General features: G+C 68.8%; 23 protein-coding genes. 6 read left to right on the top strand and 17 right to left on the bottom strand.

Annotated elements, in window-relative coordinates; translation table 11 throughout:
* Positions 1–20: 20 nt before the first annotated feature.
* The 8 genes from AC07OH_RS15430 to AC07OH_RS15465 all read right to left on the bottom strand — a co-directional run bounded on the left by AC07OH_RS15430 (position 21) and on the right by AC07OH_RS15465 (position 9,713).
* The gene (locus AC07OH_RS15430) at positions 21–1,511 is read right to left on the bottom strand and encodes a nucleobase:cation symporter-2 family protein (protein WP_070061682.1); all 1,491 of its coding nucleotides are present in this window, start codon (positions 1,509–1,511) and stop codon (positions 21–23) included.
* A gap of 233 nt (positions 1,512–1,744) precedes the next feature.
* The gene (locus AC07OH_RS15435) at positions 1,745–2,506 is read right to left on the bottom strand and encodes a GntR family transcriptional regulator (RefSeq protein WP_495301261.1); all 762 of its coding nucleotides are present in this window, start codon (positions 2,504–2,506) and stop codon (positions 1,745–1,747) included.
* 14 nt (positions 2,507–2,520) lie between these two features.
* Complete coding sequence (locus AC07OH_RS15440; RefSeq protein ID WP_070061684.1) at positions 2,521–3,258, bottom strand: aspartate/glutamate racemase family protein; 738 nt, start codon at positions 3,256–3,258, stop codon at positions 2,521–2,523.
* Positions 3,259–3,288: 30 nt separating this feature from the next.
* Complete coding sequence (locus AC07OH_RS15445) at positions 3,289–4,782, bottom strand: NCS1 family nucleobase:cation symporter-1 (protein ID WP_495301262.1); 1,494 nt, start codon at positions 4,780–4,782, stop codon at positions 3,289–3,291.
* Positions 4,783–5,033: 251 nt separating this feature from the next.
* Complete coding sequence (locus AC07OH_RS15450) at positions 5,034–6,260, bottom strand: M20 family metallopeptidase (RefSeq protein WP_495301263.1); 1,227 nt, start codon at positions 6,258–6,260, stop codon at positions 5,034–5,036.
* A 23-nt stretch (positions 6,261–6,283) separates the two neighbouring features.
* The gene (uraD, locus tag AC07OH_RS15455) at positions 6,284–8,071 is read right to left on the bottom strand and encodes a 2-oxo-4-hydroxy-4-carboxy-5-ureidoimidazoline decarboxylase (protein WP_495301264.1); all 1,788 of its coding nucleotides are present in this window, start codon (positions 8,069–8,071) and stop codon (positions 6,284–6,286) included.
* On the bottom strand, positions 8,068–9,030 hold the full coding sequence (gene puuE, locus AC07OH_RS15460) for an allantoinase PuuE (RefSeq protein ID WP_062480836.1): 963 nt from the start codon (positions 9,028–9,030) through the stop codon (positions 8,068–8,070). Before puuE ends, uraD begins: the two co-directional genes overlap by 4 nt.
* 8 nt (positions 9,031–9,038) lie before the next feature.
* Complete coding sequence (locus tag AC07OH_RS15465) at positions 9,039–9,713, bottom strand: GntR family transcriptional regulator (protein WP_056574067.1); 675 nt, start codon at positions 9,711–9,713, stop codon at positions 9,039–9,041.
* 94 nt (positions 9,714–9,807) lie between these two features.
* On the opposite strand from AC07OH_RS15465, the gene uraH reads away from it, so the two are divergent.
* Positions 9,808–10,158 carry a hydroxyisourate hydrolase gene (gene uraH / locus AC07OH_RS15470; protein ID WP_070061690.1) on the top strand — a complete coding sequence of 117 codons (351 nt, stop codon included), beginning with the start codon at positions 9,808–9,810 and terminating at the stop codon, positions 10,156–10,158.
* Positions 10,159–10,160: 2 nt separating this feature from the next.
* Here the strand turns inward: uraH and AC07OH_RS15475 are convergent, their stop codons facing one another.
* The gene (locus AC07OH_RS15475) at positions 10,161–10,664 is read right to left on the bottom strand and encodes a hypothetical protein (protein WP_492677606.1); all 504 of its coding nucleotides are present in this window, start codon (positions 10,662–10,664) and stop codon (positions 10,161–10,163) included.
* A gap of 53 nt (positions 10,665–10,717) precedes the next feature.
* Here AC07OH_RS15475 and xdhC point away from each other — a divergent pair, with 53 nt between their 5' ends.
* From xdhC to AC07OH_RS15495, 4 genes are all read left to right on the top strand, one after another.
* The gene (xdhC, locus tag AC07OH_RS15480; RefSeq protein ID WP_495301265.1) at positions 10,718–11,524 is read left to right on the top strand and encodes a xanthine dehydrogenase accessory protein XdhC; all 807 of its coding nucleotides are present in this window, start codon (positions 10,718–10,720) and stop codon (positions 11,522–11,524) included.
* Positions 11,525–11,739: 215 nt separating this feature from the next.
* Positions 11,740–12,951 carry a urate hydroxylase PuuD gene (locus AC07OH_RS15485; RefSeq protein ID WP_495301266.1) on the top strand — a complete coding sequence of 404 codons (1,212 nt, stop codon included), beginning with the start codon at positions 11,740–11,742 and terminating at the stop codon, positions 12,949–12,951.
* Positions 12,952–13,020: 69 nt separating this feature from the next.
* Entirely contained in the window at positions 13,021–14,364 is a 1,344-nt protein-coding gene (locus tag AC07OH_RS15490) for a glycerate kinase type-2 family protein (protein WP_495301267.1), read from the top strand.
* 175 nt (positions 14,365–14,539) lie between these two features.
* A complete protein-coding gene (locus AC07OH_RS15495; RefSeq protein WP_062480847.1) occupies positions 14,540–15,982 on the top strand; it encodes an NAD-dependent succinate-semialdehyde dehydrogenase in 1,443 nt (480 codons plus the stop codon).
* 117 nt (positions 15,983–16,099) lie between these two features.
* Here the strand turns inward: AC07OH_RS15495 and AC07OH_RS15500 are convergent, their stop codons facing one another.
* From AC07OH_RS15500 to AC07OH_RS15520, 5 genes are all read right to left on the bottom strand, one after another.
* Positions 16,100–16,816: an MgtC/SapB family protein gene (locus AC07OH_RS15500; protein WP_062480849.1), complete on the bottom strand. Its 717-nt coding sequence runs from the start codon at positions 16,814–16,816 to the stop codon at positions 16,100–16,102.
* A gap of 91 nt (positions 16,817–16,907) precedes the next feature.
* Positions 16,908–19,673, bottom strand: coding sequence for a magnesium-translocating P-type ATPase (mgtA, locus tag AC07OH_RS15505; RefSeq protein ID WP_495301268.1), 2,766 nt, complete (start codon positions 19,671–19,673; stop codon positions 16,908–16,910).
* 24 nt (positions 19,674–19,697) lie between these two features.
* Positions 19,698–20,441: a PA4824 family protein gene (locus tag AC07OH_RS15510; RefSeq protein ID WP_495301269.1), complete on the bottom strand. Its 744-nt coding sequence runs from the start codon at positions 20,439–20,441 to the stop codon at positions 19,698–19,700.
* Between the two features lie 214 nt (positions 20,442–20,655).
* A complete protein-coding gene (locus AC07OH_RS15515) occupies positions 20,656–20,871 on the bottom strand; it encodes a hypothetical protein (RefSeq protein ID WP_495301270.1) in 216 nt (71 codons plus the stop codon).
* 289 nt (positions 20,872–21,160) lie between these two features.
* On the bottom strand, positions 21,161–21,385 hold the full coding sequence (locus tag AC07OH_RS15520) for a hypothetical protein (protein ID WP_495301271.1): 225 nt from the start codon (positions 21,383–21,385) through the stop codon (positions 21,161–21,163).
* 254 nt (positions 21,386–21,639) lie between these two features.
* Between AC07OH_RS15520 and AC07OH_RS15525 the strand changes: the two genes are divergently transcribed.
* A complete protein-coding gene (locus AC07OH_RS15525) occupies positions 21,640–22,116 on the top strand; it encodes a low molecular weight protein-tyrosine-phosphatase (protein ID WP_495301272.1) in 477 nt (158 codons plus the stop codon).
* 18 nt (positions 22,117–22,134) lie between these two features.
* Here the strand turns inward: AC07OH_RS15525 and AC07OH_RS15530 are convergent, their stop codons facing one another.
* The 3 genes from AC07OH_RS15530 to AC07OH_RS15540 are packed head-to-tail and all read right to left on the bottom strand — an operon-like array spanning position 22,135 to position 25,231.
* Positions 22,135–22,581, bottom strand: a complete 447-nt coding sequence (locus AC07OH_RS15530) for an acyl-CoA thioesterase (protein WP_495301273.1) — start codon at positions 22,579–22,581, stop codon at positions 22,135–22,137.
* 20 nt (positions 22,582–22,601) lie between these two features.
* Entirely contained in the window at positions 22,602–23,594 is a 993-nt protein-coding gene (locus AC07OH_RS15535; RefSeq protein ID WP_495301274.1) for a Bug family tripartite tricarboxylate transporter substrate binding protein, read from the bottom strand.
* A 14-nt stretch (positions 23,595–23,608) separates the two neighbouring features.
* Positions 23,609–25,231, bottom strand: coding sequence for an indolepyruvate oxidoreductase subunit beta family protein (locus tag AC07OH_RS15540; RefSeq protein WP_495301275.1), 1,623 nt, complete (start codon positions 25,229–25,231; stop codon positions 23,609–23,611).
* Positions 25,232–25,238 lie beyond the last annotated feature (7 nt).

A 25,238-nucleotide genomic window follows, 5' to 3' on the forward strand; every position in this document is an offset into this window, starting at 1 on the left:
GGGAGGTCGTCGGCAGGAGCTCAGTGCGCGTCGGCGTGCTTGGCCGCCGCGATCACCGCTTCTTCATCGTGCTTCGCACCGTTGAGGAACAGGTTCAGCAGCACGGCCGTGATCGACGCCAGCAGGATGCCCGACTCGATCAGCGAGTGGATCGAGTGCGGCATCCACTGCTTGAAGTTGGGGGCGATGAGCGGAATCATGCCGACGCCGATGGCCACGGCGACGATCATCGCGTTGTGGCGGTTGGTCTTGAAGTCCACGCCCGACAGGATGCGGATGCCGGTGGCGGCCACCATGCCGAACATCACGAGGCCCGCGCCGCCGAGCACCACGGTGGGCAGCGACTCGACCAGCGCGGCCATCTTCGGCAGCAGGCCCAGCACGATCAGGATCACGCCGCCGGCCACGCAGACATAACGGCTCTTGATGCCGGTGACGGCCACCAGGCCCACGTTCTGCGAGAAGCTCGTGTACGGGAAGGTGTTGAAGATGCCGCCGATGAGCGTGCCCAGGCCGTCGGTGCGCAGGCCCTTGGCCAGGTCCTGCTGGCTGATCTTGCGGTCGGTCATTTCGCCCAGCGCGAGGAACATGCCGGTCGATTCGATCATCACGACGATCATGATGAGCGTCATCGTGAGGATCAGGATCGGGTCGAACAGCGGCATGCCGAAGTGGAAGGGCAGCACGACGTCGACCCAGGCGGCCTTGCCGACTTTTTCGTAGGTCATGAGGCCGGTGAGCGAGGCCACCACCGCGCCGATCACGATGCCCAGCAGCACCGAGATGTTGGCGATGAAGCCCTTGGCGTACTTCACGATCAGGAGGATCGACACCAGCACCAGTGCGGCCACGCCGAAGCCCGACAGATCGGCGTACTTGGGGTTGGGCACGGTGGGCATGATCGCGAAGCCCTTGGGCACCGCAGGGATCGAGCTGCCCGGCGAGGTGACCTCGGCCAGCCACTTGGCGTACACCGGGTCGACCAGCGCGGGCGCCGTCGGGCCCACGGGGTTGCCGAAGATCCAGTTGATGCCCACGCGCATCAGGCTGATGCCGATGACCGCGATGATCGTGCCCGTCACCACCGGCGGAAAGAACCGCAACATGCGGCTCACCAAGGGCGCGATCAGTATCGATATGACCCCCGCGCCGATGATGGCGCCGAACAGCAGCTGCGCTCCGTTCTGCCCGGGGTTGGCGTTGGCGATGGCGACCATGGGCGCCACCGAGGCGAAGGTCACGCCCATCATCACCGGCAGCTTGATGCCGAACCACTGCGTGGCGCCCAGCGCCTGGATCAGCGTGGCGATGCCGCAGCAGAACAGGTCGGCCGAGATCAGCAGCGCGACCTCGTCGGGCGAGAGCTTGAGCGCACGGCCCACGATGAGCGGCACCGCGACGGCGCCCGCATACATCACGAGCACGTGCTGCAGGCCGAGGGCCGCGAGCTTGCCCGAAGGCAGGCGCTGGTCCACGGGATGGACATTGCTGGAAAGGGAATCTGCCGTCATCGTTGTCTCCTGGCGCGGCGAGGGGAACGGGAGCAGTGATGCGCGTCGGAGGGCCGTCGCGCACACCAGTTGTGTACGCGAAACTGTATACAATTTATGCGGCAATCCAGATTCAGGTAAACCCGAATCCGGCGAAGAAGCGCTGTGGGAGGCGCGCGCCGGGGCATCCGGCGTTTCGGCCGGCGCTCAGGTATGGGGAGTGGGGCGCGTCAGCGACGCTCCGGCTTAGCGGCTCAGGCCAGCAGCGCCTTGACCAGGTCGAGCTGGCGGTCGGGCTTCTCGGTGCCCAGTTCGAGGCTCGCCTCGATGCGTTCGAGGTGCTCGATCATGCAGGTCACGGCCGCTTCGACGTCGCCCTTGCGGCACAGGCGCAGGAAGTCGGAGTGCTCGTCGGACGAGCAGTGCGGGTCGTTCGACGAGTGATAAAGCATCGCGATCAGCGAGCTGCGCGCCACGAGTTCGCGCACCATCTCGGCCAGCGTGTGGTTGCCGGTGGCTTCGGCCAGCGCCACGTGAAAGTCGCCCAGCAGTTTCTCGCGCACCGTGCCCATGGTGGTGCTCTGGCGCAGCGCGGTGCGTTCGAACTTGATGTGCTGCTCGAGCGTCTGGTAGTCGCGCGGCCGGGCGTTGGCGATGAACAGGCGCACCACCTCGCGCTCCAGGATGCGGCGCACCGCGAACACCTCGCGCGCCTCGTCGACCGTGGGCTGGCAGACGAAGGCGCCCTTGTCGGGAATCATCTCGATGAGCTTGTCCTTCGACAGCATCAGCAGCGCCGCGCGCACCTTGGTGCGGCTCACGGAGTAGACGCGGCCCAGCGCCTCTTCGCGCAGCCAGGTGCCGGGCGGCAGGCGCTTCTCGACGATCGCGGTGGCGATGTCGTTGGCGATGCTCTCGATGGAACTGCTCTTGTCGGCCGGCGCCATGCCGTTCTCGGCCGTTTCGGCAACGGGGGCGGCGGAAGGGACGGAGGGTTTGGAACTGGCGCGGGGCATCCGCCGATTGTGGCTCAGCGCGTGAGCGTGAAGGCCTCGAGCGCGCCGATCATGGGCTTGGGCAAGGGCCTTGCCAGCTCGCCGCGCTTGCTGGTGCGCAGCTTCAGCGCCACCAGCGATTCGATGAGCTTGGTGCCGGCGGCCACGCCGTCGATCACCGGCACGCCGAGCACCTGCTCGATGTGCGCACACAGGTCGGTCATGCCGGCGCAGCCGAGCACGATGCAGTCGGCGCCGTCTTCTTCCAGCGCGCGCCGGCATTCGTCGACGATGCGCTCGCGGGCGTTGGAGCCCGGCTCTTCCAGCTCGAGCACCGGCAGCTCGCAGGCGCGCACGTTGGCGCAGAAGCGCTCCATGCCGTAGATCTCGGCCAGGTGCCAGGCCTGGCCCATGGTGCGCCCCAGCGTGGTCACCACGCTGAAGCGGCTGCCGATCATGCTGGCCAGGTGCATCGCGGCCTCGGCGATGCCCACCACCGGGCCGCGCGCCAGCTCGCGTGCGGCTTTGAGGCCCGGGTCGCCGAAGCAGGCGATCACGTAGCCGTCGATGCCGTCGCGCTCGCCCGCCGCGATCTCCTGCAGCAACCCCGGCACGGCCAGCGCCTCGTCGTAGTGGCTCTCGATGGAGACCGGCCCCATGGCCGGGCTCACGGCCACGATCTCGGTGCCGGCGTGCGCCACCGCGCGGGCGCAGGCACCGATCTTCTCGGTCATGCTCCAGGTGGTGTTGGGGTTGATGATCTTGATGCGCACGGCGCGGTCCCTTTCTTACTCTCTACAGTTTCAAGTCTTGTTGTTGCGGTTCAGCAGCACGTACAGGATGAAGCCCAGGCCCATGCCGATGAACCACGCATAGTTGGCGGCGCCGCGCAGCGTCGGCACCATCACGCACAGGATGGGCACGAGGGCCGAGGGCACCAGCGCCTGGATCGCCTTCGGGTTGTAGCCGCCGCTGTACCAGTACTTGCCCTGCTTGCTCATGGTGTAGAGCGAGTCGACGTCGATCTGCTGCTTGCGCACGATGTAGTAATCGGCAATCAGGATGCCGAACAGCGGCCCGATGAACGAGCCCAGCACGTCCAGCGTGTAGTGGATGACCTCGGGGCTGTTGTAAAGGTTCCAGGGCGTGAGAAACACCGAGCCCACCGCGGCGATCATGCCGCCCGTGCGCCAGCTGATGTGCTGCGGCGCCACGTTCGAGAAGTCGAAGGCCGGCGAGACGAAGTTGGCGACGATGTTGATGCCGATGGTGGCGATCATGAAGGTCAGCGCGCCCAGCACGACGGCCGTGGTGCTGTCGATCTTGCCCACGGTGTGCACCGGGTCGGTGATCAGTTCACCAAAAACGGGCAACGTGGCGGCCGTGGTGATCACCGTGAGCAGCGAGAAGAACACGAAGTTGACCGGCAGGCCCCAGAAGTTGCCCTTCTTCACCGCGTCGAAGCTCTTGCCGTAGCGCGAGAAGTCGCCGAAGTTGAGCATCGGGCCGCTGAAGTAGCTCACCACCAGCGCGATGGCCGAGAGCATCACCGGCAGCGCGTCCCAGCCCTGGAACTTGATGCCGCCCAGGTTCAGGTCGATGTTGCTCCACCCGGCCTTCCACACCAGCCAGCCGCACAGCACGGCCATCACCACGTACACCGCCGGGCCAGCCCAGTCGATGAACTTGCGAATCGCTTCCATGCCGTGCCAGAACACGAAGGCCTGCAGCACCCACATGACCATGAACGCCACCCAGCCCAGGGCCGAGAGGCCGACGAAGCCGTACTGCGCCACGTCGGCGTACGGCGCCAGGCCCGGCGCCATGTGCAGCGCCAGCACCATGAACGCGGCCGAGGCCAGGTAGGTCTGCACGCCGTACCAGGCCACCGCGATCAGCCCGCGGATGATGGCCGGGATGTTGGCGCCCAGCACGCCGAACGAGGCGCGGCACACCACGGGGTAGGGCACGCCGGTCACCTGGCTGGGCTTGGCCACCAGGTTGCAGAAGATCTGCACGATGACGATGCCCACCAGCAGCGCCACCAGCACCTGCCAGCTCGACAGGCCCAGCGCGAACAGGCTGCCGGCCGTGATGTAGCCGCCCACGCTGTGCACGTCGGACATCCAGAACGCAAAGATGTTGTATTGCCCCCAGGTCTGCTTCTTGAGCGGGGCGAGGTCCTCGTTGGTCAGGCGCGGGTCGTAGCCCGGCTTGATGAGGGCATTCGATTCCGCGTGCGGCGCGATGCCGGCTTCGCTGGCCCCGGCGGGGGCATGGCTGGCGACTGTGCTCATGGTCTTTCCTCGTACTTGGTTGGGATGAGGGACTTTTTGACGCAAATTTCGCGCCGTCTTTATGGGTGCGTTATTTGTATACAAAAATTGAACTCAATCAAGACCATGCGGGGAATCATATATCCGTAGATTCCCTGATGCGGGGCGGGCCGGGGCAAAGAAAAAGCGCCATGCCCCGCGAGGGACATGGCGCCTTGGAGGGGCCGGGGGATGAGGGCGCGCGGCTTACTGAGCCGCCACCTTCTGCGCGCTCAGGCGAGCAGGTCGGCCAGCGTGCGCGCCACCACCTTGGTCGCGCGGCGCAGGTCTTCGAGCACCACGCGCTCGTCGCTGCGCTTGGCGTGCGACTCGAGCACGGTGCGCGGGCCGGCGCCGTAGATCACGCCGGGAATGCCGGCTTCGACGTACAGGCGCACGTCGGTGTACAGCGGCGTGCCCATGGCCTTGATGGGCTCACCGAACAGCTCGCCGCCGTGCTTCTGGATCGCGTCGACCAGCGGCTTGTTGCCGGCCAGCGGCTTCATCGAGTTGGCGAGCAGCATGCGCTTGATCTCGACCGTGATGCCCGCGCTTTCGGCGGCGGCATCGGCGATCACCTGGCGGATGTTGGCCTCGACCTCGACCGGGTTCTCTTCGGGGATCATGCGGCGGTCGAGCTTGAACACGACCTTGCCGGGCACGACGTTGGTGTTGGTGCCGCCCTCGATGCGGCCCACGTTCAGGTACGGGTGCGTGATGCCCTCGACCTTCGACGTGACCTTCTGGTAGAGCGTGTTCTGCGCGTACAGCGCGTTCAGGATCTTGGTGGCGCCCTGCAGGGCGTCGATGCCGGTGGTGGGCACGGCGGCGTGCGCCATCTTGCCGTGCACGGTCACTTCCATCTGCAGGCAGCCGTTGTGCGCGGTGACCACTTCGTAGCTGAAGCCGGCCGCGATCATCAGGTCGGGCTTGGTCAGGCCCTTCTCGAGCAGCCAGCCCGGGCCGAGGATGCCGCCGAACTCTTCGTCGTAGGTGAAGTGCAGCTCGATGCTGCCCTTTGTGGGCTTGGCCACGGCCTCGAGGGCGCGCAGCGCGAAGGTGAAGCTGGCGAAGTCGCTCTTGCTGACGGCGGCGGCGCGGCCGTACAGGCTGCCATCGACGATCTCGCCGCCGTACGGGTCGTGCGTCCAGCCTTCGCCGGGCGGCACCACGTCGCCGTGGGCGTTGAGCGCCACGGTGCGTCCGCCGTTGCCGTATTTGCGGCGCACGATCAGGTTGGTGATCGATTCGAGGCCGTAGTCCTTCACCTCTTGCGCGGGCACGGCGTGCTTCTCGGCGTCGAGGCCGAAGTCCTTCAGCAGCTCGGCGGTGCGCTCGGCGTGCGGCGCGTTGTTGCCGGGCGGCGTGTCGGTGGGCACCTGCACCAGTTGCTGCAGGAATTGCACTTCCTCGTCGAAGTGGGCGTCGATCCAGGCGTCGAGTTTGGCGTAGTCGGTCATGGTGGTTGTTCTTGTGGGGTCGGTCAGTGGGCTTGTTCGGTGGCGAGGTTGTCCAGCAGCAACTGGAAGGCCTGCACGGCCAATTGAATGTCGTCGTTGGTGCTCGACTCGAGCGGGTTGTGGCTGATGCCCGAGTTGATGCCGCGCACGAAGAGCATGGCCTGCGGCATCACCTCGTGCAGCTTCATCGCGTCGTGGCCGGCGCCGCTGGGCATGCGGAAAAGCGGAATGCCCAGCGCATCGACGGCCTGTTCCCAGCGCTGCTGCCAGGTGGGTTCGCTCGGTGCGGCGGCGGCGCGCATGGTTTCCTCGAGCTCGTAGCGCACGCCGCGGCGTTGGCAGATGTCCTTCAGTGCAGCGACCACGTCGTTCGCCAGCGCGTCACGCTGCGCGTTGTTGGGCGCGCGCAGGTCGAGGCTGAACTTGCAGCGGCCGGGCACGACGTTGATCGAGCCGCTGGGTACTTCGAGCATGCCGACGGTGCCGACCGAGTCGCCGTCTTTCGCGGCGCGCTGCTCGGTGTAGAGGATGAGTTCGGCCACGGCGGCGGCGGCGTCGCGGCGGCGGTCCATGGGCGTGGTGCCGGCGTGGCTGGCCATGCCGATGACTTCGCCCACGTAGCGCACGCTGCCGTTGATGGAGGTGACGATGCCCAGCGGCAGGTCGAGCTCGGTGAGCACGGGGCCCTGTTCGATGTGCACCTCGACGAAGCCGAGGTAGCGCGCCGGGTCGCGCTGGATCTTCGGAATGTCTTCTTCCTTCAGGCCTGCGTGCTGCATGGCCTCGCGCATGGTGATGCCGTCGGCGTCCTTCTGGTCGAGCCAGCGCTGGTCGAAGTGGCCGATGAGCGCGCCCGAGCCGAGGAAGGTGGCCTTGTAGCGCTGGCCTTCTTCTTCGGCGAAGCCGACGACCTCGAAGGCGAAGGGCAGGCGGCGGTTCTGGCGCTTGAGTTCGCGCACGCAGGCCATGGGCACGAAGATGCCCAGGCGGCCGTCGTACTTGCCGCCGTTGCGCACGGTGTCGTAGTGCGAGCCGGTGAGCAGGGTCTTGGCGTCGGGCGTGGCGCCTTCGTAGCGGCCGACCACGTTGCCGACCGCATCGATGTGCACGGAGTCGAAGCCGCAGTCGCGCATCCAGCCGGAGATGTTCGCGGCGCAGGCGCGGTGCGCATCGGTCAGGTAGGTGACGGTGAGCTGGCCCTTCTCGGCATAGCCGGGGTCGGTGTGCACCGACAGCTGCTCCTGCCAGTCCCACACGTCGTTGCCGAGCGTGATGTCGGCGCCGAACTTGTCGTTCAGGCGGATCTCGGCGATGCGGTGGATGTTGCGCAGCGCCTCGCCGAGCTCGAAGCTCGGGTGGTTGTGCAGCCGGCGCGCGAAGGTCTCGATGATCTCGCGCTTGGCCAGGCCGGTGCCGCGCGGGCCGCGCACCGCCAGGATGAACGGGAAGCCGAACTTGGCGTTGTAGTCGGCGTTGAGCTTCTGGATCTGCGCAAACTCTTCGGGCGTGCAGTCGGTCAGGCCGGCCTTGTTCTGCTCGTTGGTCGATTCGGCGGTGAGCGTCTTGCTGACCATGGCCTTGCCGGCGAGCTCCGGGTGGGCGCGGATCAGGCCGATCTGTTCGTCGGCCGACGAGGCGGCCAGCGCCTGCACCAGCGCGTGCTTCAGATGCGCGAGCGAGCGGAAGGGGCGCTGCACCAGCGCGCGCTGCGCGATCCAGGGCGAGTGTTCATACACGCCGTCGAGCATGGCGACGGCAGCGGCCGGCCCCGCGGCGTTGAGTTGGGCAAGGGTGAGGAGAGGGGTGCTCATGATGCGGCTCCGGCTTCGAAAGGATGTGCCTGCTTCCAGTGGCGTGCGATGTCGACGCGGCGGCAGACCCAGACCTTGTCGTGCGTGGCGATGTGATCGAGGAAGCGCTGCAGCGCCGTGATGCGGCCGGGGCGGCCGAGCAGGCGGCAGTGCATGCCGATGCTCATCATCTTGGGGCTGTCGTCGCCGTTCGGGTCGCCTTCGGCGTACAGCGCGTCGAAGGTGTCCTTCATGTACTGGAAGAACGGGTCGGCGTGCGAGTAGCCCTGCGGCAGCGCAAAGCGCATGTCGTTGCAGTCCAGCGTGTAGGGCACGATGAGCTGGGGCACGACGCTGCCGTCGGTCTTTTGCACCTTCATCCAGAAGGGCAGGTCGTCGCCGTAGTAGTCGCTGTCGTACTCGAAGCCGCCGTAGTCGGCCACGAGGCGGCGCGTGCGCGGGCTGTCGCGGCCGGTGTACCAGCCGAGCGCGCGCTCGCCGGTGAGCTTTTCGATGGCTTCCATGCCCAGGCGCATGTGCTCGCGCTCGGTGGCTTCATCGAGGTTCTGGTAATGGATCCAGCGCCAGCCGTGGCAGGCGATCTCGTGGCCGAGTTCCTTGAAGGCGGCCGTGAGCTCGGGGTAGCGCTGCAGCGCCATGCCCACGCCGAAGACGGTGAGCGGCAGGCCGCGCTTTTCGAACTCGCGCAGGATGCGCCACACGCCGGCGCGCGAGCCGTACTCGTAGATGCCTTCCATGCTGATGTGCCGGTCGGGGAAGCTCGCCGGGTTGAACATCTCGGAGAGGAACTGCTCGGAGCCCGCGTCGCCGTGCAGCGTGGCGTTCTCGCCGCCTTCTTCGTAGTTGAGGACGAACTGCACCGCCACGCGCGCGCCGCCGGGCCAGCGGGCGTGGGGCGGGTTGCGGCCGTAGCCGATCAGGTCGCGCGGGTAGGGCAGGGTGGTGTCGTAGACGGTCATGGTGTGGATCAGGACAGCGCGAGGGAGATGTCGTTGGTCGGGACCTTGCGGTCGAAGGTGAGGTTGGCCTCGACGTGTTCCAGGTGCTCGGTCATGAGGCGCACGGCGAGTTCCTCGTCGCGCGCGGCCAGCGCCTTCACGATGTCGGCGTGCTCGTCGTTGGAGTGCTCGGCGGCGCTGGTGCTCTGGTACATGAGCGTGATGAGGGCGCAGCGCGAGATCAGCTCGCCCAGGATCTGCGCCAGCACCTGGTTGCCCATGAGTTCGGCCATGCGCACGTGGAAGTCGCCCAGCAGCTCGGTGCGGCCTGACACGTCTTCGCCGCCGACGGCCGATTTCTCAAGCGCCACGTGCTCCTTGAGGGCCTTGATCTTGGCGGGCGTGACGCTGCGCACGAAGGCGCGGGTCATCTCGGCCTCGAGCATGCGGCGCACGGCGAACACCTGCTTGGCCTCGTCGACGGCGGGCGCGGCCACGAAGGCGCCGCGCGCCGGCTCGAGCCGGATCAGCTTGTTCTGCGAGAGCTGGAACAGTGCCTGGCGCACCAAGGTGCGCGACACGCCGAAGTGATCGGCCAGCTTCTGCTCGGCGAGCTTGGTGCCGGGCTGAAGGCGGTGCTCGACGATGGCCTTCGTGAGGGCATCGACGATCGAACGGGTGGTGGAGGACTCCATGTTTTTCATGATAGACCCAAAGCCGGTAACTGTATACACTTTTGTCCACCGGAATTTCCCGCACCCCGATCTCACCGATCCGACACCCTTTGAAGGAGGCCCCATGGGCTTGAGCACTCACGTACTGGACACGATGCACGGCGGCCCCGCGGCCGGCATGGAGGTGGCGCTGTACACCACCGACGGCGACGCCGCGACGCTGGTGAAGCGCTTCACGCTGAATTCGGACGGCCGCAGCGACGGCCCGCTCTACGACAACAACTCGATCAAGGTCGGCACCTACCGCTTGGTGTTCGACGTGGCGGGTTATTTCAAGGCCCGCGGCGTGACGCTGCCGGAGCCGAACTTCCTGAACAAGGTGGCGCTGGACTTCGGCGTGGCGCACACCGACCAGCACTACCACGTGCCCCTGCTCGTGAGCCCGTGGAGCTACTCCACGTACCGCGGCTCCTGAGGTCAGTCGCCTTGTTGCTGCCCTTCGGTCAGGGTGTCGAGCTGGAAGCGCCCGCTCTTGTCCCACAGCCAGGTGTCGGTCCACGTGACCGCGCCCAGGCGCTGGGCGGGCGGGAAGGGCGCGGCCTGCAGCACGGCGCGCTCGATCTCGGCGATCACCTCGGGCGCGTGCTTGGGCGCGCGCAGCCAGTGCATCGAGACCACCTTGCCGCCGGTGTCCAGGTTCACCTGCAGCGTGCCGACCGCGTACAGCAGCGGCGGCATCTGGCCCTTGTAGATGCGCGAGGGGTTGGCGTTGTAGATGTGGCGTGCGGCGTCGCGGCGGTAGTCGCGCGCGGTGGCCGCGCTGGAGGCGCGCGGCGCGGGCCCGCTGCCCTGTGCGCTGCTGGCGCCGCTCAGCTGGCCGGGCACCGAGCCCGTCGAGCCGCAGCCGGCGAGCCACAAGGCGGAAAGAACAGTGGCGGCCCAGGCGAGGCGGCGCGGCGTAAGCTGGCGGTTCGTCATCATCGCCGGGTTTATACCGTGAGTCGTTGCGGGCCAGGCAACCGAAGGTTTCGGGCATGAACGGTGCGGTCGATCAATTGCTGGCGCGTCTTCAACAGGAAGACGCCGTGCTGGTGCGCGTCGAATCGACGCAGGGCTCGGCCCCGCGCGAGGCCGGCACCTGGATGGCCGTCTGGGCCGATGGCCTCACGGCCACCATCGGCGGCGGACAGCTCGAGTTCCAGGCCACGCAGGAAGCGCGCGAGATCCTGGCCGGCACCCGCAGCCTCGACGGCGTGCAGCGCTACCCGCTGGGCCCGAGCCTGGGGCAGTGCTGCGGCGGCGTGATGTTCCTGACCTACCGGCGCATCGGCGCGGCCGACGCGCCCGCGCTGCAGAAAGAACTGGTCGCGCAGCTCGAGCCCGTGGCGCTGTTCGGCGGCGGCCATGTGGGCGCCGCGCTGGCGCGCCTGCTGGCCGTGCTGCCGTTCTCGGTGCGCTGGATCGACAGCCGCGACGGCGTGTTCCCCGACGCACTGCCCGCGCAGATCGACACCGAGCATTCCGAGCCCGTGCAGGACGCGGTGGCCGCGCTCGCGCCCGGCAGCCGCGTGCTGATCATGAGCTTCAGCCACGCCGAAGACCTGGACATCGTCATCGCCTGCCTGAAGCGCCTGCGCGCGCGCAACGACCTGCCCTACATCGGCCTCATCGGCAGCAAGACCAAATGGGCCACCTTCCGCCACCGGCTGGAGGCGCGCGGCTTCACGGCCGACGAGCTGGCGCGCGTCACCTGCCCGATCGGCGTGCCCGGCATCACGGGCAAGGAACCCGAGGTGATCGCGGTCGCCGTGGCGGCACAGTTGTTGCAGTCACTGGGCTGAACAGGGTTTTCCCTTGGCGACGACGCCGCAAATAGCATCCCGCTTCGTGCCAAAACTGTATACACTTTCGGTCCACAACAAGCCGCAGCGGAGCGAGGTCCATTTCAACGGACCTGCGTTCGCGGCACTTTCTCTGCTTACAGCGCCCGCGGTGGTGAGCAGGCTGAAACCCCTCCTTGGCGCCCCCACGCGCCAACAGGGTTGAGAGAGAGCACATGGAAAGCTATTACCTCGACTGGGCCAACCTGCTGCTGCGCTGGGTCCACGTCATCACCGCCATCGCCTGGATCGGCGCCTCCTTCTACTTCGTGATGCTGGACAACAGCCTCGAGAAGCCGCAGGACCAGGAATCGCTCGACAAGGGCGTGGGCGGCGAGCAATGGGCCGTGCACGGCGGCGGCTTCTACAACAGCCAGAAGTACGCGCTGGCGCCCAAGAAGCTGCCCGACCACCTGCACTGGTCGTACTGGGAGAGCTACTCGACCTGGCTCACGGGCTTTGCGCTCTTCACGATGTCGTACCTGTGGAACGCGAGCACGTACCTCATCGACAAGAGCAAGATGGACTGGCAGCCTGGCGCCGCCATTGCCGTGGCGTTGGCCTTCTTCGTCGTGTTCTGGATGGTCTACGACGGCATCTGCCAGATCTTCGGGCGTCGCAAGAACGGCGACACCATCGTCGGTGTACTGATCGCGGTCTTCATCGCCTTCGCGACCTGGCTGGCCTGCCAGTGGTTCGCGGGCCGCGCGGCCTTCCTGCTGGTGGGCGCCATGATGGCCACCACCATGAGTGGCAACGTGTTCTTCTGGATCATCCCGGGCCAGCGCAAGAACGTGAAGGCGCTGCGCGAAGGCCGGCCGGTCGATCCGGTGCACGGCCAGCGCGGCAAGCAGCGCAGCGTGCACAACACCTACTTCACGCTGCCGGTGCTGTTCGCGATGCTGAGCAACCACTACAGCTTCACCTACACGCACAAGTACAACTGGATCGTGCTGCTGCTGATCATGCTCGGCGGCGCGGCCATCCGGCAGTTCTTCGTGGTGCGTCACCGCTTCAAGCTGGGCAACGCGGGCAACCCGCTGCCCTACGCCATGGTCGGCATCGCGGTGCTGGGCCTGACCATCGTGTGGATGAAGCCCGAGCCGGCCGCGCCCGTGGCGGCCACCGCCGCCCAGGCCGCGCCCGCCGTGGCTTTCCAGGACGTGCAGAAGGTGCTCGAGCAGCGCTGCTTCATGTGCCACGGCGCGGCCGTGCAGATGAAGAACGTGCGCGTCGACACGCCCGACCAGGTGGCGGCGCACGCCCAGGCGATCTACCAGCAGGTCGTGGTGACCAAGATCATGCCGATGAACAACGCGACGAACATCACCGACGAAGAGCGGGCGTTGATCAGCCGCTGGTTCCAGGCCGGCGCCAAGACGAACTAGAGGCGCAGCGGCCTGCAGGGGTGGGCCGCCGGTCGTCGCACAATCGCCAACCGAGACAACACGCAAGCCATGACCGCATCGACCTCGCCCTCCGCAACCGCCGTTCCCGACCCGCGCGAAGCCCCGCGCGCCTTCCTCGAACACCTGTACCGCGTGGCGGTGGACCGCGCGCTGCCGCTGTCCACGCTGGGCGCGCACCTGCCGAAACCGCCCAAGGGCCGCACCGTGGTGCTGGGCGCCGGCAAGGCCGGCGGCTCGATGGTGCAGGCGCTCGAGGCGCTGTGGCCGGCCGACGCCCCGCTGTCGGGCCTGGTCGTCACGCGCTATGACCACATCCCGCCGCGCCCCGCAGGCGTGCCGCAGCGCATCGAGATCGTCGAGGCCGCGCACCCCGTGCCCGACGCGGCCGGCCAGCAGGCGGCCGAGCGCATCCTGGCGCTCACGCAGGGCCTCACGGCCGACGACCTGGTGCTGTGCCTCATCTCCGGCGGCGGCTCGTCGCTGCTGGTGCTGCCGGCCGAGGGCCTCACGCTGGCCGACAAGCAGCGCATCAACAAGCAACTGCTCGACAGCGGCGCCCACATCGGCGAGATGAACTGCGTGCGCAAGCACCTGTCGCGCATCAAGGGCGGCCGGCTTGCGGCGGCCTGCGCGCCGGCGCGCGTGGTCACGCTCACCATCAGCGACGTGCCCGGCGACGACCCGGCCGTGATCGCCAGCGGCCCCACCGTGCCCGACGCCACCACCTGCGCCGACGCGCTGGCCATCCTCGACCGCTACGGCATCGAGGTGCCGCCGCCCGTGCGCGCGCAGCTCGAAAGCGGCGCGCTCGAAACCCCCAAGCCCGACGACGCCGCGTTCGCCGGCCACAGCACCCACCTCATCGCCACGCCGCAGCAGTCGCTCGAAGCCGCCGCCGCGGCCGCGCGCGCCGCCGGCATCGGTGTGCACGTGCTGAGCGACGAAATGGAAGGCGAATCGCGCGAAGTGGGCAAGGTGCATGCGGCGCTCGCCCGCGCCGTGGCCCTGCGCGGCGAGCCCTTCGCCCGGCCCTGCGTCATCCTGTCGGGCGGCGAAACCACCGTCACCATCCGCCCGCGCCAGCCCGGCCAGGCCAAGGGCCGCGGCGGGCGGGCCGGCGAGTTCTGCATGGGTCTGGCCGGCGCGCTCATGGGCCAGCCGCAGGTGTGGGCGTTGGCCGCCGACACCGACGGCATCGACGGCGTGGAAGACAACGCCGGCGCCTTCGTCACGCCCGACACCCTGGCGCGCGCCACGGCGCAGGGCAGGAAGCTGTCCGACCACCTCGACCGCAACGACGCCTACGGCTATTTCGACGCCATCGGCGATCTGTTCGTGACCGGTCCGACGAACACCAACGTCAACGACTTCCGCGCGATCCTCGTGCTGTAGGCGCGCCCCGGCCCCTGGCGGGGGCCGCCGGCAAGCTTTGTGAACTCAGGTTAATCTACGGCCCCGGCGGCGCTTGGCCGCCGTTGTCGCATGCGCACCCCCACGGGGTGCCGCGCCGCGCGCCCGATTTCCCGTTTCGTTTTCACCATCCAGTCCTCGAAGGAAAGAGTTCGCCATGACCGCCACCTACACCGACACCCGCCTGCTGATCGACGGCCAATGGGTCGACGCCGCCGACGGCAAGACGCTCGACGTGCTGAACCCCGCCACCGGCAAGGCCATCGGCAAGGTGGCGCACGCCAGCATCGTCGACCTCGACCGTGCCCTGGCCGCCGCCCAGCGCGGCTTCGAAGCCTGGCGCGACACGCCCGCCAACGAGCGCGCCGCCGTGATGCGCCGCGCCGCCGGCCTGATCCGCGAACGCGCCCTGGACATCGCCAAGCTGCTGACGCAGGAACAAGGCAAGCCGCTGGGCGAAGCCAAGGTCGAAATGATGGCCGCCGCCGACATCATCGAATGGTTCGCCGACGAAGGCCGCCGCGTGTACGGCCGCATCGTGCCCTCGCGCAACCTGGCCGCGCAGCAGCTGGTCATCAAGGAGCCGGTCGGCCCCGTCGCGGCCTTCACGCCGTGGAACTTCCCCGTCAACCAGATCGTGCGCAAGCTCGGCGCCGCGCTGGCCACCGGCTGCTCTTTCCTGGTGAAGGCGCCCGAGGAAACCCCGGCCTCGCCGGCCGCGCTGCTCAAGGCCTTCGTCGACGCCGGCATTCCGGGCGGCGTGGTGGGCCTGGTGTTCGGCAACCCGGGCGAGATCTCGAGCTACCTCATCGCGCACCCGATCATCCGCAAGGTCACCTTCACCGGCTCGACCCCGGTCGGCAAGCAGCTGGCCGCGCTGGCCGGTTCGCACATGAAGCGCGTCACGATGGAACTGGGCGGCCACGCCCCGGTGATCGTGGCCGAAGACGCCGACGTGGCGCTGGCCGTCAAGGCCGCCGGTGCCGCCAAGTTCCGCAACGCGGGCCAGGTCTGCATCTCGCCGACCCGCTTCCTGGTGCACAACAGCCTGCGCCATGAGTTCGCAAGCCTGCTGGTCAAGCACGCCGAAGGCCTGAAGATGGGCGATGGCCTGGTCGAAGGCACCAACCTCGGCCCGCTGGCTAACGCCCGCCGCCTCACGGCCATGGCCCATGTGCTGGAAGACGCGCGCAAGAAGGGCGCCACGGTCGCGACCGGCGGCGAACGCGTCGGCGACACCGGCAACTTCTTCGCGCCCACCGTCATCACCGACGTGCCGCTGGACGCCGACGTGTTCAACAACGAACCCTTCGGCCCCATCGCCGCCATCCGCGGCTTCGACACGCTCGAAGAAGCCATCACCGAAGCCAACCGCCTGCCGTTCGGCCTGGCCGGCTACGCCTTCACCAAGTCGATCAAGAGCGCGCACCTGCTGAGCCAGAAGCTCGAGCTGGGCATGCTGTGGATCAACCAGCCCGCCACGCCCTCGCCGGAAATGCCGTTCGGCGGCGTGAAGGATTCGGGCTACGGTTCGGAAGGTGGCCCCGAGGCGATCGAGGCGTACCTGAACACCAAGGCTGTTTCGATCCTCGGCGTCTGAACTGGGCTCTCCCCCAGTCTTCGCGCACTTCGTGTCGCTTCGCCAACCCCCTCACCGGGGGCAACACCTGCGGCCCGGCAAAGCCGGTTCCGCGGTGTTCCTCGAATGGGCCGGAGGTCAATCCTCCGCGCTGGCGTTCCAGAAGGCTTGCTGGACGCCTTCCAGCGTTTCCAGCTCCGCGATCACCTGGTCGAGCTCTTCGGGCTCGACCGCGGTGGCGTACAGCGTCGCTGCAATCTCCGTGTCGGCCTGCCCGAAGGCGTGCTGGTCGATGTCGCGCACCGGGTAGTTCGCGGCTTCCAGCTGTACCAGCAGCTGGTCCATCACCTCGGGCCGCGCCGCGCGTGAACAGATCACGCGCACCGTGTACGTGGCCTCGCTCGATTCCTCGTGCACCGGGCGGCGGTTGATGCGGTTCACCACCGGCCGCAGCAGCGTGTTGCTCGCCAGCACGAAGAGCGCGGCGATCAGTGCCTCGCCCAGCAGGTCGGCGCCCGCGCAGGCGCCCACCGCGGCCGACCCCCACAGCGTGGCGGCCGTGTTCAGGCCCGTGATGTTGGCGCCTTCCTTCATGATCGCGCCGGCGCCCAGAAAGCCGATGCCCGAGACCACGTAGGCGACCACGCGCACCGCGCCGTCGGGGCCGCCCAGGCGGGCCGCCATGTCGACGAACACGGCCGCGCCCACGGCCACCAGCGTGTTGGTGCGCAGCCCCGCGGTGCGCTGGCGCACCTGGCGCTCGAAGCCGATCAGCGAGCCGAGCAGAAAGGCCGCGCCCACGCTGACCAGGGTGTCCAGCAGCGAGGGCAGGTTGATGTGGCGAATGGCTTCCATGCGTGATCCTCCTGATCCTCTGTGTGCGAAGCAGGGTAGCGGCCTTGTGTGACAGCCGCGACCCTGCGTCCGCCGGGTGGTTCTTGTTGTCTTACTGCCAGCCGTACTTGCGCGCGTACCAGCCCTTCACGGCCTGCGTCAGCGTCGCGTAGCCGACGAGCATCAGCACCAGCCACGGGAAGTACGCGAGCGGCAGTGCCTGCAGCTTGAAGTAGTGCGCCAGCGGCCCCATCGGCAGCCAGATGCCCACGGCCGCAATGGCCGCGCCCATGGCCAACAGCGGCCAGGCCGCGCGGCTTTGCAGGAACGGAATCTTGCGGGTGCGGATCAGGTGCACGATCAGCGTCTGCGACAGCAGGCCCTCGATGAACCAGCCCGACTGGAACAGCGTCTGGTGTTCCACCGAATTGGCTGCGAACACGAACCACATCACGGTGTAGGTCAGGATGTCGAACACCGAGCTCAGCGGCCCGAAGAACACCATGAAACGGCCCAGGTCGGCCGGGTTCCAGCGCTGCGGCGTCTTCAGGAATTCCTCGTCCACGTTGTCGAACGGGATCGCGATCTGCGACACGTCGTACAGCAGGTTCTGCACCAGCAGGTGCAGCGGCAGCATCGGCAGGAAGGGCAGGAAGGCACTGGCCACCAGCACCGAGAACACGTTGCCGAAGTTCGAGCTGGCCGTGATCTTGATGTACTTGAGCATGTTGGCGAAGGTGCGGCGGCCTTCGACCACGCCTTGCTCCAGCACCATCAGGCTCTTCTCCAGCAGGATGATGTCGGCCGATTCCTTGGCCACGTCCACCGCGCCGTCCACCGAGATGCCGATGTCGGCGGCGCGCAGCGCGGGCGCGTCGTTGATGCCGTCGCCCATGAAACCGACCACGCGGCCGTTGGCATGCAGCGCCTGCACGATGCGTTCCTTGTGCGCGGGCGTGAGCTTGGCGAACACCTGGCGCATTTCCACCACCTGCCGCAGCTCGGCCTCGTTCATGCGCTCGACCTCGTGGCCCAGCACCATGCGCCCGGCGTCGATGCCGACGTCGCCGCAGACCTTGCGCGTGACCAGCTCGTTGTCGCCGGTCAGCACCTTCACCGCCACGCCGTGCGCGGCCAGCGCCTGCAGCGCGGGCGCGGTCGATTCCTTCGGCGGATCGAGAAAGGCCACGTAGCCCAGCAGCGTGAGCCCGGCCTCGTCGGCCACGCCGTAGGCCGGCTTGCGCGCGCCGGCGTGCAGCGTGCGGCTGGCCACGGCCACCACGCGCAGGCCCTGGGCATTGAGCTCCGAGGCCACGCGGTGGATGCGCGCCATCACGTCGGCGTCGAGCGCGAGCACTTCGGCGCCGCGTTCGACCGAGGTGCACACCGACAGGATCTCTTCGAGCGCGCCCTTGCAGATCAGCAGGTGCTCGTCCTCGCCGTGCGCCACCACCACCGACATGCGGCGGCGCGAGAAGTCGAAGGGCACCTCGTCGACCTTGCGCCAGCCGGTCTGCAGCTGCGTGTCCAGCTGCACCTCGGCGTGGCTGAGCACGGCCTTGTCGAGCAGGTTCTTCAGCCCCGTCTGGTGAAAGCTGTTGAGGTAGGCCTGCTGCAGCACGTGGTCGGAGTCTTCGCCCCAGGCGTTGGTGTGGCGTTCGAGCACGATGCGGTCCTGCGTGAGCGTGCCGGTCTTGTCGGTGCACAGCACGTCCATCGCGCCGAAGTTGTGGATCGCTTCGAGCCGCTTCACGATCACCTTCTGGCGCGACATCACGACGGCGCCCTTGGCCAGCGTGGCCGTCACGATCATCGGCAGCATCTCGGGCGTGAGGCCGACCGCGATCGACAGCGCGAACAGCGCCGCCTCCCACCAGTCGCCCTTGGTCACGCCGTTGATCACCAGCACCAGCGGCGCCATCACCAGCATGAAGCGGATCAGCAGCCAGCTCACACGGTTGATGCCGGCCTGGAAGGCGGTGGTGCCGCGGTCGGTCGCGCTCACGCGCTGGGCCAGCGCGCCGAAGAAGGTGCGCTCGCCCGTGTGCACGATCACCGCGGTGGCGGTGCCGCTGATCACGTTCGTGCCCATGAACAGCAGGTTGTCGCGCTCCAGCACGCCGGCCTGGTGGTCGGCGGCGGTGGCTGCGAACTTCTCCACCGGCATCGATTCGCCGGTGAGCGCCGACTGGCTGATGAACAGGTCTTTCGCCGAGAGCAGGCGCGCGTCGGCCGGGATCATGTCGCCGGCCGACAGCGCGATCACGTCGCCGGGCACGAGGTCACGCATCGGCACTTCGATGCGCTGCGTGCCGGCGTGCGCGAGGTCGAAGCCCTCGTCACCGGCGCGGCCGGCCTTCTCGCCAGGCGCGGGGCGCAGCACCGTCGAGGTGTTGCTGACCATCGCCTTGAGCCGGTCGGCGGCCTTGTTGGAGCGCGACTCCTGCAGGAAGCGCAGCACGGTCGACAGCAGCACCATGCTGCCGATCACCACCGTGGCCTTCGTGTCCTCGGTGATGTAGGAGACCAGCGCGAGCACCGTCAGCAGCAGGTTGAAAGGGTTGCGGTAGCACTGCCACAGGTGGTTCCACCACGGCAGCGGCTGCTCGTGGCGCACCTCGTTGCTGCCCAGCCGCTTGCGCAGCGCGAGCGCGTGGGCTTCGGTGAGGCCTTGCGACGAGCTGTTCAGGCGCACCAGCACTTCGCCCGCGTCGGTGTGCGAGGCAGCGGCCAGCGCCTTGGCGATCTCGGGCGGCATCGCGGCCGAGCCGCGGTTGCTGGGCTTGGCGCTCAGCAGCGTCTGCCAGCGCTCGAAGTGGTGCCGCATGTGGCGGCTGTGCAGGAAGCTTTCGAAAAAGGACTTCAGGACGTTCTTCATTGTTTTTCTCCTGTGTGGGGGCGCTCAGCGAGCGAACGCCCAGGTGAGGCCCAGCGTCCAGCCGCGCGGGCCGTCGTGGCGCAGGTCGCGGGCATGGCTGAGGTCGACGTTCAGGGCCGGCGTGGCCGCCCAGCGCAGGCCGGCGCGCCAGGCGTTGCGCCCGCCTTCGCGGAAGCGCTCGGCCACGAACGACAGCGCGGGCAGGGCGGCCCATTCGAGCGCCGCGCCCGAGTGGCTGGTGCTCGGTTGTGCGCGATGGAAGTCGCGGCCCAGGTTCAGGTGGGCGCGCCAGGCGTCGTCGAACTGCCAGGTGACGGGGATCACCACGCTGCGGTCGGCCAGGCGCAACGAGGCATGGCCGGCATCGCTGCGTTGCCATGTGGCCGAGGCCAGCACGCCGGTGCTCAGCGTGTCGGTGAGCGCGAAGGCCCACTTGATCTGCGGGCCGGCGCGCACGGTGCGGCCATCGGCACCGCGCTCACGTTCGAGGTTCAGGCCCAGCTCGACGGGGCCGACACGGCAGGCCGGACCGAGGTGCACGAGGCGCTGGCCGCCCCAGGTCTCGATCTGGCACTGGCCCGGATCGAGGATGGCGGCGTCGTCCACCGAATGGTGGCCGCCGGCGGCGTGGGTCTGCGTGGCGGCCAGGCTGCAGAGGGTGGCCAGCCACGCGCGGCTTGGCGCGGGGCGGCGAAAGGCAAAGGGGCGGGCGGTGGCGCGGGCGGCCGTGGCCGTCCGTACGACACGCCGCAGGCGTTCGCGGGTCATGGGCGTTTCTCCTTCGGATGCGGCGCGCCGCGAAGGAAGGAAACGCCCGTGACGACGTGCTTACTCAGCAGTCAGCCGGCGGCGCTCCTCCGCAGCGCGGCAGGCTGCGAGGTGAATGGGGGATCGATCGGGCAAGGAAGGCGGCGCACAGCGGCGCAAGCAAGGGTCCGGGTCCATGGGGGCCTCCTGTTCTGTGGGGTGGCAGGGGCGGGCTTCAGCGGCGCGTGGTGCCGTGGCCGGGCTGTTCGAGCAGCAGGAAGAAGCTGCGGATGCGGCGCGTGGTCCACAGCGCGGCGGCGCGGTCCAGGGCCTGCTCGTCGTCGACGTGCGGCGCCGGGTTCACGCGCGCAGGTGCACTGGCGTGCGCCGACGGACGACCGTGCGACGGTCGCACCTGCGGATGCAACGGACGAATTTGAAACTGGCGCATGACAAGGCTCCTTCACGCTGAAGGGCCTCGCGCACGGACGCACGCAAGCTGACTGACAAAGTCAGCGACGAAGAACAACGGGAATCGGTAGGGGGAGCCGCTTGCCCGAGGGGCAAGGGGTTCGCGCTGCGGACACGGCGGCCGCCAGCGCGGGAGCTGCCTGCGCTAGAGGGCCGGGGGTGTCACGCCTGCCGAGGCACGCGTCTTGTCACTGATCCAACTGGCACTGTCCACGCACGGGGCTCCGAAATGATGATTTCCGGATTGTTGCACCGCATCATTGTCAGCGTCAACCCTTGGCATGCAGCAACAGGCTGCGCCGGGGTGGCGCGAGGTGGAGGCGGGCGTCGTTCGCGCTGCGCTCGATGGGGCTCGGAAACCAGCGGAAGACGTTCGAGTCGCCGCGCCAGCCGTCGCTGAAGCGCACGAACAGGAAGCCCGACAGCGCATTGCCCAGGTCGTCCACCGGAATGCCCGCGGCGCGCAGGGCCTCGACCTCTTGCGCGGCGCTCATGTCGAAGGGAAGTTTCAGCGTGATGCTCGCGCTGTGAAGACTGGGTCGGGGCATCGTGACCTCCTTTGCACTGACCATGGGCCGTAGTGAAGCGCAAGGAGTTGTGTCAGGCGATACCGAAGATATGGGAGCTGTCCATTGGAGAGAGGGGTGCGATTCGCCCTCGCTCCCTCGTGGCATCCCCCGACCGGGGGATGCGATGGGTAGGGTGGCCTATGCCGAATGCCTGCTCCTCGTGCCTATAGTTGGCGCGCATGAAACCAAGCACCCCGGCCATCCTGTTCATCTGCACCGGCAACATCTGCCGTTCGCCGACCGCGCACGCATTGCTGCTCCACAAGGCGCAGCGCGTGGGCTTCGCGGTGGAGGTCGACAGCGCCGCCATCTCCGACGAGGAGCGCGGCAATCCGCCCGACCCGCGCTCGGTGGCCGAGGCGCTGCGGCGCGGCATCGCGATGCCCGCGCACCGCGCACGCCAGGTGCGCGCGGCCGACTTCGAGCGCTTCGACTGGCTCATCGGCATGACGCAGCAGCACTGCGCCGCATTGCGCAGGCGTGCGCCCGCGGATGCGGCGCGCAAGGTGCGCCTGCTCTCGGAGTTCGCCGAGGCCATCGGCGGCGACGTGCCCGACCCGTGGTACGGCGGCCACCAGGCCTTCATCGAGGCCTTCGACCTGATCGACCTCGGCGTGGAAGGCCTGCTCGCGCAGCTGCGTCGCGACGCGGCCTGAACGGGCAGGCCTCGTGGCTCAGCCCGTGCAGAGCGCCCGGATCGTCGGCGGAATCGGCACCGCACGGATGCCGCCGCCTTCGCGCTTGGCCGCAAAGATGCGCACCTCTTCGCATTCGAGGATCAGGTCGTCGCCGCGCGTCACGCGGTAGGTCTGCACGAAGCTCTTGTCGCGCCATTCGGTGATGCGCACCGCGATCTGCAGCGTGTCGCCGTAGCTGGCCGCCTTGACGAAGCGCGTGTGCGTGTCGACCAGCGGCGTGCCGATCACGCCGAGCGTCTGGGCCGTTTCCTCCCAGCGCGGCACGCCGCACTCGGCGAAGAAGTGGCGCGAGGCCGCGTCGATCCAGCGGAAGAAATTGGGAAACCAGACGATGCCGGCCGGGTCGCAGTCGCCGAACTCGACGCGTGCGGTGTAGACGACTTCCTTGCCGGAAGCGTCGGTGGGAGAGGGGGTGCTGCTCATCCGTCGATTGTCCCGGCTGCTCAGTCGGCCTTGATGCCGCGCTCGCGGATCAGCGCGCCGAAGCGTTGCGAATCGGCCGCCGCGCGGCGCTGGAAGTCGGCCGGCGTGCCCGGTGCCGGCTCGCCGCCGATGGCCGCGATGCGCTCCTTCACCGCCGGCAGCGCGAGCGCGCGGTTGATCTGCGTGTTGAGCTGCGCCACCACCTCGGGCGGCGTGCCGGCCGGCGCGTAGAAGCCGAAGACGGTGTCGGCGTCGAAGCCGCGCAGGCCGGCCTCGTCGAGCGTGGGCACGTCGGGGAACTGCGACGAGCGGTGCGGGCTGCCCACGGCCAGCAGCTTGAGCTTGCCGGCGCGCACCTGGTTCAGGGCAATGCCGGGGTCGAAGGCGTAGTCGATCTGGCCGGCCAGCAGGTCCTGCAAGGCGGGCGCCGCGCCGCGGTACGGCACGTGCAGCGCGAACAGGCCGGCCTGGCTCTTGAACATCTCGCCCGCCAGGTGCGGCGAGCTGCCGTTGCCCGGCGAGCCGTACGAGAGCTTGCCGGGGTTGGCCTTGAGGTAGGCCATGAACGACTTCACGTCGGTCGGCGGCAGCGAAGGGCGCGTGACCAGGAACACCAGCACGCGCGCGGCGGCGGCCACGGGCACCAGGTCCTTGGCGGGGTCGAAGCTCATGCGCGCATACAGGTGCGGGTTCACCGACACCATGCCGCCCGAGCTCATGAGCAGCGTGTAGCCGTCGGCCGCCGCGCGCGCCACGGCCTCGCCGCCGACGTTGCCGTTGGCACCGCCGCGGTTCTCGATCACCACGGGCTGCTTCAGCGCCTCCTGCAGCGGCTGCGAGACGGCGCGCGCGAGCTGGTCGGCTGCGCCGCCGGCCGGGAAGTTGACGATTACCTTGATGGGCTTGGAGGGCCAGGTGTCGGCGTGCACGGCAGGCGCGCACAGGGCGGTGCTGGCCAACGCGAGCGCCAGCAGCAGGCGGCGCGATGAAACGGGGGCGGAACGTGGGGTCATGGTTCTTTGTCTCCTCAGATCGTGGTCGTTGTCTTGGGCCGCTTCATCCAGCGGATGGGTTGCGCCTGCACCGGGCGCGGCGCGGCGCCGTGGCGCGTGAGCGCGGCGTCCAGCGCCTTGCCGCCTTCGTCCGCGAGCGCGGCCTCGCGGGCCGCCGCAATCGCCTCGGCGCGTGCGGCGGGTTGCAGCGCGGCGCGGCCCGCGAGCTCGTCGATCACGTGCAGCAGGTTGTGCTTGCCGCGTTCGTTGGTGCTGCCGTAGCCCTTGATGAGCCGGCCGCACAGCGCCAGCTCGCGGCCCAGCGCCCAGTGCGTGCGCGTGCCGGTCTCGACGGCGGCCAGCCAGCGCTCGATCAGCGCCTGCTCTTCGGCAAAGCGGCTGCCGCGCCGGCGCAGCCAGGTGAGCGAGGCCAGCACGCGCAGCGAGGCCATGCCCAGCACCGAGTGGCTGCCCACCTGCAGCGGCAAGGCCCAGGGCGAGAGTCCGCGCGACTGGCGGGCGCGGTCCCAGGCGGTCACGCGGCGCGCGAGCGACGGCGGCAGCAGCGCCGCGAATTCGGGCGCGCCGGGCTTGAAGTGGTCGAAGACCTTCACGAGGTCGTCGTCGCCGGCGCGCACTTCCTGGCGCACGCGCTGCGCGCGGCTGGCGCGGCCCTTCAGCGCGGCCACGCGCACGATGTCGTCGAAGGCCATCCACAGCGCCAGCCAGCGCGCCATTTCGCGCGTGACCGCGAAGCCCTGCGCGCCCGACGGGTCGGCGGCGCGCTCCGCCTCGAGCACCCGCACGAGGCGATCGGCGTACAGCGCGGCGTAGGCGTTGTCCTGGTAGTCGCGCACCCGTGCATGGCCGAGCGCCAGCATGTCGTGCACGGCCGGCGGAAAGCGGCGCGCCACGTCGTCGGGCAGGGGCTGCGGCGGCGGGGGCGCGTCGCGCGTGTCGTCGCCGGCCAGCACGCCCTGCACGAAGGCGGCCTGGGCGCGCGGCGCGCGCACGGCCTCGAAGGCGGCGGCAAAGCCGCGCAGGCTGGCGGCGGCCATCTTGCCGAGCTTGTCGGGTGCGGCCTCGTCGCCGCCGCGCACCGCGCGCTCGTAGGCCTCGCGCGGGAACGGGAACAGGCCGCTGCCCGCGATCGCGCCCAGCATCACGGCGCTGACCACCGTGCCGGCCTCACGCGCCATGGCGCCCATGTCGAGCACGTGGTGCTCGCGGCTGAAGGCCTTGACCACGTCGAGCAGGCGCTGCGCGTCGGCGCGGCCGTCGCCGGGCACCATGCGCTCGGCCGTGGTGAGCACGCGCGCCGACGAGCTGATGACCAGCGTGCGCAGCGGCGCGCTCATGCCGTTGCCGATCTGGCGCGTGGTCTCCAGCAGCTCCGACGAGACGATCGCGTCGAGCGCGCCCGGCACCGGGCCCAGGCTGAACACCGGGCGGCGGCCGCCCAGCTGCGCCATCGGCACCGGGAACACTTCGAGGTAGTAGGTGGTGGCGCCGGTGCGCTGCGCCACGCCGGGGATCGATGTGCTCTGCGCCGCGTAGCCCGCATGCCGTGCGGCGTCGACCAGCCATTCGGTGAGCACGCCACCGCCTTCGCCGCCGAGGGCGCAGACGAGCAGGGTGGTGGGACGGTTCTGTTCCATGTCTCGG

This window comes from Variovorax sp. GW821-FHT10C12 (genome assembly GCF_059415405.1).

Bases quoted from the DNA above. Each gene is read 5' to 3' on its own strand.
- AC07OH_RS15430 (WP_070061682.1), bottom strand. From the start codon at position 1,511: ATGACGGCAGATTCCCTTTCCAGCAATGTCCATCCCGTGGACCAGCGC.
- AC07OH_RS15435 (WP_495301261.1), bottom strand. From the start codon at position 2,506: ATGCCCCGCGCCAGTTCCAAACCCTCCGTCCCTTCCGCCGCCCCCGTT.
- AC07OH_RS15445 (WP_495301262.1), bottom strand. From the start codon at position 4,782: ATGAGCACAGTCGCCAGCCATGCCCCCGCCGGGGCCAGCGAAGCCGGC.
- AC07OH_RS15450 (WP_495301263.1), bottom strand. From the start codon at position 6,260: ATGACCGACTACGCCAAACTCGACGCCTGGATCGACGCCCACTTCGAC.
- uraD (WP_495301264.1), bottom strand. From the start codon at position 8,071: ATGAGCACCCCTCTCCTCACCCTTGCCCAACTCAACGCCGCGGGGCCG.
- puuE (WP_062480836.1), bottom strand. From the start codon at position 9,030: ATGACCGTCTACGACACCACCCTGCCCTACCCGCGCGACCTGATCGGC.
- AC07OH_RS15465 (WP_056574067.1), bottom strand. From the start codon at position 9,713: ATGAAAAACATGGAGTCCTCCACCACCCGTTCGATCGTCGATGCCCTC.
- uraH (WP_070061690.1), top strand. From the start codon at position 9,808: ATGGGCTTGAGCACTCACGTACTGGACACGATGCACGGCGGCCCCGCG.
- AC07OH_RS15475 (WP_492677606.1), bottom strand. From the start codon at position 10,664: ATGATGACGAACCGCCAGCTTACGCCGCGCCGCCTCGCCTGGGCCGCC.
- xdhC (WP_495301265.1), top strand. From the start codon at position 10,718: ATGAACGGTGCGGTCGATCAATTGCTGGCGCGTCTTCAACAGGAAGAC.
- AC07OH_RS15485 (WP_495301266.1), top strand. From the start codon at position 11,740: ATGGAAAGCTATTACCTCGACTGGGCCAACCTGCTGCTGCGCTGGGTC.
- AC07OH_RS15490 (WP_495301267.1), top strand. From the start codon at position 13,021: ATGACCGCATCGACCTCGCCCTCCGCAACCGCCGTTCCCGACCCGCGC.
- AC07OH_RS15495 (WP_062480847.1), top strand. From the start codon at position 14,540: ATGACCGCCACCTACACCGACACCCGCCTGCTGATCGACGGCCAATGG.
- AC07OH_RS15500 (WP_062480849.1), bottom strand. From the start codon at position 16,816: ATGGAAGCCATTCGCCACATCAACCTGCCCTCGCTGCTGGACACCCTG.
- mgtA (WP_495301268.1), bottom strand. From the start codon at position 19,673: ATGAAGAACGTCCTGAAGTCCTTTTTCGAAAGCTTCCTGCACAGCCGC.
- AC07OH_RS15510 (WP_495301269.1), bottom strand. From the start codon at position 20,441: ATGACCCGCGAACGCCTGCGGCGTGTCGTACGGACGGCCACGGCCGCC.
- AC07OH_RS15515 (WP_495301270.1), bottom strand. From the start codon at position 20,871: ATGCGCCAGTTTCAAATTCGTCCGTTGCATCCGCAGGTGCGACCGTCG.
- AC07OH_RS15520 (WP_495301271.1), bottom strand. From the start codon at position 21,385: ATGAGCGCCGCGCAAGAGGTCGAGGCCCTGCGCGCCGCGGGCATTCCG.
- AC07OH_RS15525 (WP_495301272.1), top strand. From the start codon at position 21,640: ATGAAACCAAGCACCCCGGCCATCCTGTTCATCTGCACCGGCAACATC.
- AC07OH_RS15530 (WP_495301273.1), bottom strand. From the start codon at position 22,581: ATGAGCAGCACCCCCTCTCCCACCGACGCTTCCGGCAAGGAAGTCGTC.
- AC07OH_RS15535 (WP_495301274.1), bottom strand. From the start codon at position 23,594: ATGACCCCACGTTCCGCCCCCGTTTCATCGCGCCGCCTGCTGCTGGCG.
- AC07OH_RS15540 (WP_495301275.1), bottom strand. From the start codon at position 25,231: ATGGAACAGAACCGTCCCACCACCCTGCTCGTCTGCGCCCTCGGCGGC.